Here is an 8,169-nt window from a genome sequence, read left to right on the forward strand (position 1 = left end):
GTGACCTGACCGGCATTTTCTGAACCAGGCGAAATGAGAGAAGATAGCCTGGAAAGGAGAAAACCTATGCCGAAAAAGAGGTTGGGAGCCGAGCAGAGGCCTTATCCTTTTGCACCGCCCTCAAGTCTTCGTTTTCCGCATCACCCGGTACCGTTCCCTCAACCACTCATCCCCCTGCCCCCGCCTCTCTGCTAGGCGCCACGCAGCCTCCTCGTCGGGAGGCATCCTCTTCGAGGCGTAACGCCGCCTCAACGGCAGTAACATTCTTCCTAAGCAATAGCCGAACTCAATCCACAAGAAGGGATGATCAGGCCCTCGAAGGGGCAGGTCAAGGCGTCAGCTACGGCAGTGGACGTCGTCACGAAAGGCGTATGCTGTCAGTCGTGTTCGCCATCGTGGCGGCGGCCGGAGATGCGGGCGAACAGGTCAGGCTTGGTGGCCGCCGTCGACAGCACAGCAACCGTGATGGCGGCAGCGCCGATCAGCAGGACGTGCCCGACGATGCTGGCGGCCAGGAAGGTGTAGCTGCCGATCGCGAGCGAGAAGCAGACGGCCCACATGACGCCCAGTGCCTGGAGCACATAGTGGCGCATGGCGATGTCGGGGATGTTCCGGAGGGGGCTCACTTCGTGGTCGAAGATGAAGTTCCAAGCATGGATGATCGGATTTCTGTTGTTCATCCTGCGGGCATGGGCGCTTTTGCACACACAAGCAATGCCAATCTCCCGTGCCGCGGCATGGCCGTCGCGCGCGCAGATCAGTCATAGGACAGGCCGGTAGCCTTGCCGCGGAAGATGGCATAGGCGAAGACGGTATAGGCGAGGATCACCGGCAGCACGCAGACGACTCCAAACAGGATGATGCGCAGGCTTTCGGGCGAGGACGCAGCCGCGGCGATGGTGAGGCGCTCCGGCACGATGAAGGGGTAGAAGCTGTAGGCCATGCCGCAGAAGCCCAGCGCCATGAGCAGCGTGGCGGCGGCGAAGGGAAACCAGGCGAAGCTGTCATCGCGCGTGGGCAGGCGCTTCAGCGCGATCCACACCAGGACGATCAGCAGCGCCGACATCACCGGCAGCGGCACGAGCAGCACGATTTCGGGAAAGCTGAACCACTTGGCGAAGATGCGCGGGCTGACGAGCGGCGTGGCGAGCGACACGGCCGCCATGCCGAGGACGAGACCCCAGATGCCGCGGCGCGCCCAGGCGACGGCCTTCAGCTGCAATGCGCCATCCGTCTTGAGGATCAGCCAGGCAGCGCCGATGAAGCCATAGGCGGCCGACAAGGCCAGCGACGTGAGCGCTGCGAAGGCCACCTCGGCGAGGCCCCACTTCAGCCCCATGACATAGAGCCCGAGCATTAATCCCTGCGACAGGGAAGTGGTCAGCGAGCCAGCGAAAAAGATGCGATCCCACCGGTCCTTGTGCGGAAGCGGCGCCTTGGCGCGGAACTCGAAGGCGACGCCGCGCAGGATGAGGCCGATGAGCATGATGGCGACCGGCAGGTCCGGCAGGTAGAGTGCGGTGAGGATCTGGCCATGCGCGGCGGGAAAGGCCACCAGCAGGATGCCGATGGCCAGCACCAGCCAGGTTTCATTCGCGTCCCAGAAGGGACCGATCGAGGCCACCCTGCGGTCGCGTTGATTGCTTTCCGCGAAGGGAAGCAGCAGGCCGACGCCGAGATCGAACCCGTCGAGCACGACATAGAGCAGGATCGAAAGCCCCAGCAGGGAGGCGAAGATGAGCGGCAGGCTTTCGGCGTCGATCACGTCATTCTCCCGCGGGCTGCAGCACGAAGCGCGGCGCCGGTGCGAAGCCGGGCTTGCGCCCAGCGAGGTGGAACAGCGCGCCCACATAGGCCGCCAGCAGCAGCACATAGACGGCGAGATAGGCCAGCAGCGTGGACAGGACCATGCCGGCCGCGACAGGCCCCACCGCATCCGCCGCGGTGAGCACGCCCTGGACGAGCCAGGGCTGGCGGCCGATCTCCGTCACGTACCAGCCGGCGAGCGTTGCGACCCAGCCGGAGAAGGTCATGGCCGTGAGCGCCGTGAGATAGGGACGCGGCAGGTTCTCCGCGCCGCGGCGCCAGAACAGCCAGAGGCCGGACCAGGAGGTGAGATAGGTCGCAGTCACTCCCTGTGCTGCGGCCTATTCTTCTTCTCGGGTTGGAATTCCCGACCGGTAGGCGAAAGAGTCTGGCAACTAACTTATCAAGAAAAATTGTGTTTATTTGAAAATAGTTATTGACGTCTCTTGTGGGTGTGATAGAAGTTCCGTTATTGAAGGCTCGATGAAGTGTCGGAGAGGGGAAATACTTCGACCGCCTTGCCGCCGAGCCCGAATGAATTCACGGGTCCTTCCCAAGGGGAACGAATAGCGGGGGCGCTCAGCGCAGGCTTTCGCTAGCGACAGGGTTCCAGTTTGGGGTCCCGGTTTCCAGTTTCCACCCCGCTGCTGGCAACATCATCGGAACAGCATCACTTGAAAGAAGCCCTGCCGTGTGGGGCTTTTCTGCGTTCTGAATCATTCACCCTTCCGGTGATCAGGGGTGGAAACCTGGGCTGGAAACCCGCCTTCCGGTTTCCACCCCGCAGGTTTCCACTCAGGGTTCCACACGATGAGGTTTCCATGATCCCCGAGAGCTACGGCATCGAGCGCGTGGATGTCACGGCGCTGACGGCCTTCTCCGGCAACCCGCGCACCCACTCCGACACGCAGATCGATCAGATCGCCGCGAGCATCCGGGAGTTCGGCTGGACCAATTCGATCCTTGTCGATGCTTCCGGTGTGATCATCGCCGGTCACGGTCAGCATTTCTCGCGCTTGAGCGCCATTCCCAAGCGGAAACCGGATGCATAAAGTACGATCTGCATCAATCTATCGAGGATCCGGACATGTTCCTCTTCTATGAAATCTGGACGGGAGAAGATGCACTCGCGCTTCACGCTTCTTCCGAGTTCATTAGCGCGTCGAGGAAAATAACGCGTGAATTGATCGAGTCCGCGGTGCTGCAGACGTTTCATGTGGTCTCTTGAGAGGCTGCTCGGTGGAGCAGTCACCCGGAATAGTTGGTGAGGCCGCGCAGCATGGTCATTCTCGACAACGCCTCACTGGACGCTTGGGTTGAGCACAGTGATATCCGGCACTTGATTGTTGGCACCCGAGCATATGTGAAGGATATTGGGCGGGCGATCCGAAAGTCATGTCTGGAACAGATGGCAGCCGTCGGCATTCCACGTCACGCGGGCGTCCTGTCCCGCGGCATGGCTCCCCACCTCCTGCGCCGGCATGCGCAGCCAGAATTCCTGTCCCCACTGCGTGGTCAGCAACGCCGATACCGTGTCGCCGAGGAACGTCAAGTCCTTGATCTTCACCGGCAGGCCCGCCTGCGCACCCGGTGAAAAGCGAACCGCCTGCGGCCTGACCATCAACTCGGCGCCGCCAGTCGTCGTCTCCCGGGAGGAGGCGTGGAAGGGAATGTCCTGGAACGCCGATCCATCCGGAAGGGTCACCGCCGCACGGCCTCCCGGACCTGCAATCACGGAGGACACCATGAGGAAGTTGCTGTCGCCGACGAAGCCGGCCACGAAACGGGTCGCCGGATTGGCGTAGAGCTCCCGGCCGGTGCCCACCTGTTCGATGCGGCCATGGTTGAACACGGCAATGCGGTCCGACAGCCGCAGCGCCTCTTCCTGGTCATGCGTGACATAGAGAATGGTCACGCCCGTCGTCTGGTGGATGCGGCGGATCTCGACCTGGATTTCGTCTCGGAGCTTCTTGTCGAGCGCCGACAGCGGCTCATCCATCAGCAGCACGGGGGGATCATAGGCGAGGGCCCGCCCCAGGGCGACGCGCTGCTGCTGGCCCCCTGAGAGCTGCGCGGGCATGCGTGATCCGTAGCCCTCGAGGCGCACGAGGGCCAGCATCTCCTCCACCCGGCGCGCGATGTCCGTGGTCGTCCAGCCGCGCACCCGCAACGGGAATGCGATGTTCTCGGCGACCTTCAGGTGCGGAAACAGCGTATAGCGCTGAAACACCATGCCGATGTTGCGCCGGTGCGGCGGGGTGCCGAGAATCGACCTGCCATCCAGCATCACGTCGCCGCTCGTCGGGTTGTAGAGCCCGGCCACGGCATAGAGCGTCGTGCTCTTGCCCGATCCCGAAGGCCCGAGGAAGCTCAGGAACTCACCCTTCCGGACCTGCAGGCTGACGCCATCGACGGCGGCCACCTCGCCGAACAGCTTGCGCAGGTCCTGAATGAGGAGGAAGGGCTGGCTCATTCCGCAAGTCTCCGTCTCAGGGCGGCGATGATCATCATCAATACGAGTGTTATCAGAACGAGAATGCTGGAGGCGGCGGCAATGGTCGGGCTTAGCTCCTGGCGCAGCGCGGCCCAGATCAGAACCGGCAGGGTCTGCAGTTCCGGGCTCGCCATGAAGATGGCGACCACCACCTCGTCCCACGAGATGAGGAAGGAGAACAGCGCTGCTGAGAGCAGACCGAGCCTGATGGACGGCACGGTGATCTTCAGGAAGGCGACGATGGGCGGCGCGCCGCACAGCACCGCGGCATCCTCGATCGACTTGTCGAAGCTCTCGAGCGAGGTGCTTATGGTGATGAAGGCGAAGGGGAAGGCCAGCACGGTGTGGGCGATCACGAAGCCGATGAGGGTCCCGCCAAGTCCAACGCGCAGGAACAGCAGATAGGTTGCCACCGCGAAGACGACGACTGGCAGCACCATGGGCGTCAGGAACAGGCCGCGCAGGAATTGCCGCCCGGGAAACCGGCCGCGGATCACCGCGAGGCTCGCCGTCACGCCCAGCAGCACCGAACAGATGGTGACCAGGAGGCCGATCTTGAGGCTGGTGAAGGCCGCCGTCAGCCAGCGCGGGTCGGTGGCGAGATCCTGGTACCAGCGCAGCGTCCAGGCCGGCGGCGGAAAGGCCAGCCACTTCGAGGATCCAAAAGACAGGGCAATGATGAAGATGATGGGAACCAGCAGGAAGATGCAGACGGCGACTGCAATCACCCACAGCACGACCTTCAGCCCGCCCATCCTGTCATAGGTGAGCAGCATCAGCGGCCTCCCGCCAGGGCATTGCCGAACAGGCGGATCTGCAGACCGTAGAGGCCCAGCGTCACCACCAGCAGGATGAAGGCGGCGGCACCCCCGAGCCCCCAGTTGAGGAGGGACTGGATCAGCTGCGCGATCATGCCGGCCAGCATCATGTTGTTGGCGCCGCCGAGCAGCGCCGGCGTGACGAAATAGCCGAGCGACATCACGAACACCATGAGTGCGCCCGCCGCCGCCCCGCTGGCGGACAGCGGCAGCAGCACCCGCCGGAAGCTCTGCCACCGCCCCGCGCCGCACAGTGAGGCCGCCTGCAGGATCGCCGGGTCGATGCTGCGAATCGCAGAATGCAGCGGCAGGATGATGAAGGGCAGCATGATGTAGACCATGCCGATGATGATGCCGGTAAGGTTGTTGACCAGCGGCAGCGGCTCGCTGATCAGCCCCCAGTGCATGAGCGTCTTGTTGATGACGCCGGTACGCTGCAGGAGCACCATCCAGGCATAGGTGCGGGCCAGCAAGTTGGTCCACATCGACAACAGGATGATGGCGAAGATGATCATTGCCTTGCGGCCCGGCAGCACCGCGAGCAGCCAGGCCACGGGATAGGCGATCACCAGCGTGACAACGGTGGTGATGCCCGCCACCAGGAAGGTGTTCAGGAAGATCCGCGTGTAGGTGCTGGTGGCGAAGAGCTCGCGGTAGTTCTGCAGTCCCGGTTCGGGCTCCGTCACGCTACGCAGCAGCAGTGCCGCCACCGGCAGGATGAAGAAGATCACCATCAGCAGCAGGGCCGGCAACGCCATCGCGAAGCCGGACCTCCGCCGCGTGCTGCTCTGTGCGGTCGCTGACGTCATGCGCTCATCAAGGTCATGCCGGCAGGCCGTGGGCGGCCTGCCGGCGCAGGGTCATTTCGCCTGCCAGTCATACCACCGCTTTGCGATCTCGTCGCGGTGTTCCGCCCAGTATCCCATGTCTAGGTTGATCTGACCGTCGGTGTGGGAGTCAGGCAGTGCCGCAACCGCCGCGGCGTCCATCTTTGCCTTGGAGTCGATGTTGATGGGCGACAGCGTGGTGAGCTTGGAGAGCTCGGCCTGGACATCGGCGCTCGTGGCGTTGGCCAGGAACTTCATGGCGATGTCCTTGTTCTTAGAGCCCTTGGGTACCACCAGCACGTCGGCTGCCGTCAGGTTCTGACCCCAGGCCGTGTCGACGTTTCCGCCTTCCTGCTGGATTGCGAAGATGCGGCCGTTCCAGAACATGCCGATGGGCGCCTCGCCGGAGGCGAGGAACTGCTGGGACTCAGCACCGCTACCCCACCACAGGATATCCTTCTTGATGGTGTCGAGCTTCTTGAAGGCGCGGTCGAGGTCGAGGGGGTAGAGCTTGTCGGCGGGAACGCCGTCCGCCAGCAGGGCGATCTCGAGGGCCCCCGGCGCCGACCATTTGTAGAAGGTGCGCTTACCGGGGAACTTGGCCGTGTCGAACAGGTCGGCCCAGTTCTGCGGCACTTCCTTAAGCACGTCCTTGTTGTAGCCGATTACGAAGGAATAATAGAAGCTCCCGACGAAGTGGTCGGCGACGAAACGCGGATCGATCTTGCTCTTGTCGACCACTGCGAAGTCGATGGGTTCCAGCAATCCCTGCTTGGCAGCTGCGATCGCGAAGTCCATCTCCACGTCGATCACGTCCCAGGCCACATTTCCGCTTTCAACCATCGCCTTGAGCTTGCCGTAGTCGGTCGGGCCGTCCTGCAGGACTTCCACTCCCGTCTTGGCGGTGAAGGTGTCGGCGAATGCCTTCTTCTGGGCTTCTTGGGTCGTGCCGCCCCATGCCGTGAAGACCATCTTGTCGGCGGCATGCGCCGTCACAGTCAGGCTGGCTGTCACTGCCGCAGCCAACAATATCCTCTTCAACATCCCTGGTTCCTCCATCTATAACTTGGGCTTCTTGCTGCGACCTATACCCGAGCCACAGGCTATGCCGAAAATCAGTTCACGAGAGGATAGTTCGGTCCAATAGTAGAAATTCGGCAGCTTTGTCGCAAATTGGGAGTCGGGGGCCCTTTCTCACGGCTTCAATCTTCCGGTGTGGCGAAGCCACAGCAGGGCAAGGCTGACCCTGTTCCGGCATCCGGATATCTGAATTGTCTTTGAGATGTGAGCTTTCACTGTCGCCTCACTGATACCGAGGCAATGTGCGATTTGCTTGTTCTGCATTCCATCCGCTACGAGAGCGAGTATTTCTGCCTGCCGGGCGCTGATAGTGTAGGGGACACTAATAGTTGATATACTCGCTGCCACATTCGGGGTTACAAGTCTCATTGTTACTGTCCAATCTGCCGGTAGCGGCCCTGGAGATAGGTCAGTGGATCATCCGATGAAATCTGGATTCGGAGGACATTGCCGAGATAGATTGTGTGTGTTCCCGAAACGAGGCGATCGGCGATCGAGCATGCAAACGCATTTGCGTCCTTAAGCAAGACCCAGTCCTCCTCCTCATGGCTCAAGTCGATACCTTCGAAGCGGTCGTTCACCGTCGCATCATGACTGCCTGAAAAACGCTCTGCGACATACGGATGCCGGTACGACAGGATATTGAGACAGAAGACACCGTTGGCACTTACAGCCGCGGCGATGCGGCTTGCCGACCTGAGGCAGACGAGAAGCTGCGGTGGGTCGGCCGATACGGAGGAGAAAGCGCTCACCGTTGCCCCGTGACGGCCCGCCTTTCCATTGGTAGTGACAACAGCAACGCTGCTCGCCACCTGGCGCATTCCCTTGATGAACAGGTCCCGCGAAACGACATCGGGAATGGGGCGGATGTCAGTCATGAGCATGTCCGGTCGCAGACGAGACTAACGTCCGAGGCGTGCCGGATCATCTAGGTCAGCGCCGATGTCGTTGAGGTCCTGATAGCGGTCGCCAATGCGGTGGTGAGGGCGGCCGCTGGTGGCTCCACCGAAGGCGGCGATCAATTCGTCATCCGCGGGCGCATCGGCAATCGAAAACTGGACCGTCAGGTAATGCGAGCGTCGCCCGGTATCGTGCTTGTCCATTAGTGGGATCTGGATTTGCGTGTTGGCGGGCCCGCGGGTAT

At 62.1% G+C, this 8,169-nt stretch carries 10 protein-coding genes; 1 reads left to right on the forward strand and 9 read right to left on the reverse strand.

The features are described 5' to 3' along the window. Positions 1–377 precede the first annotated feature (377 nt). The 3 genes from WCJ41_RS18595 to WCJ41_RS18605 form a co-directional block, all read right to left on the reverse strand. Positions 378–680, reverse strand: coding sequence for a hypothetical protein (locus WCJ41_RS18595; protein WP_336907333.1), 303 nt, complete (start codon positions 678–680; stop codon positions 378–380). A 77-nt stretch (positions 681–757) separates the two neighbouring features. Further along, positions 758–1,765, reverse strand: coding sequence for a cytochrome d ubiquinol oxidase subunit II (locus WCJ41_RS18600; protein ID WP_336907334.1), 1,008 nt, complete (start codon positions 1,763–1,765; stop codon positions 758–760). Position 1,766: 1 nt separating this feature from the next. Continuing rightward, a complete protein-coding gene (locus tag WCJ41_RS18605; protein ID WP_336907335.1) occupies positions 1,767–2,132 on the reverse strand; it encodes a cytochrome ubiquinol oxidase subunit I in 366 nt (121 codons plus the stop codon). Between the two features lie 495 nt (positions 2,133–2,627). Between WCJ41_RS18605 and WCJ41_RS18610 the strand changes: the two genes are divergently transcribed. Continuing rightward, on the forward strand, positions 2,628–2,858 hold the full coding sequence (locus tag WCJ41_RS18610) for a hypothetical protein (protein ID WP_336907336.1): 231 nt from the start codon (positions 2,628–2,630) through the stop codon (positions 2,856–2,858). A 341-nt stretch (positions 2,859–3,199) separates the two neighbouring features. On the opposite strand, the gene WCJ41_RS18615 is transcribed toward WCJ41_RS18610, so the two are convergent. The 6 genes from WCJ41_RS18615 to WCJ41_RS18640 form a co-directional block, all read right to left on the reverse strand. Continuing rightward, positions 3,200–4,279, reverse strand: coding sequence for an ABC transporter ATP-binding protein (locus tag WCJ41_RS18615; protein WP_336907337.1), 1,080 nt, complete (start codon positions 4,277–4,279; stop codon positions 3,200–3,202). Then, entirely contained in the window at positions 4,276–5,076 is an 801-nt protein-coding gene (locus WCJ41_RS18620) for an ABC transporter permease (protein ID WP_336907338.1), read from the reverse strand. The genes WCJ41_RS18615 and WCJ41_RS18620 overlap by 4 nt, the downstream gene beginning before the upstream one ends. Further along, a complete protein-coding gene (locus WCJ41_RS18625; protein ID WP_336907339.1) occupies positions 5,076–5,927 on the reverse strand; it encodes an ABC transporter permease in 852 nt (283 codons plus the stop codon). The genes WCJ41_RS18620 and WCJ41_RS18625 overlap by 1 nt, the downstream gene beginning before the upstream one ends. A gap of 51 nt (positions 5,928–5,978) precedes the next feature. Beyond that, positions 5,979–6,989 (reverse strand): ABC transporter substrate-binding protein, encoded by a 1,011-nt coding sequence (locus WCJ41_RS18630; protein ID WP_336907340.1) that lies wholly within the window; start codon positions 6,987–6,989, stop codon positions 5,979–5,981. A 407-nt stretch (positions 6,990–7,396) separates the two neighbouring features. Then, positions 7,397–7,903 carry a flavin reductase family protein gene (locus WCJ41_RS18635; RefSeq protein ID WP_336907341.1) on the reverse strand — a complete coding sequence of 169 codons (507 nt, stop codon included), beginning with the start codon at positions 7,901–7,903 and terminating at the stop codon, positions 7,397–7,399. A 24-nt stretch (positions 7,904–7,927) separates the two neighbouring features. After that, on the reverse strand, positions 7,928–8,169 hold a 242-nt coding region (locus WCJ41_RS18640; protein WP_336907342.1), incomplete at its 5' end, for an amino acid synthesis family protein.

Origin of the sequence: Aestuariivirga sp. (assembly GCF_037139295.1) — a bacterium.
Taxonomy (GTDB): domain Bacteria; phylum Pseudomonadota; class Alphaproteobacteria; order Rhizobiales; family Aestuariivirgaceae; genus Aestuariivirga.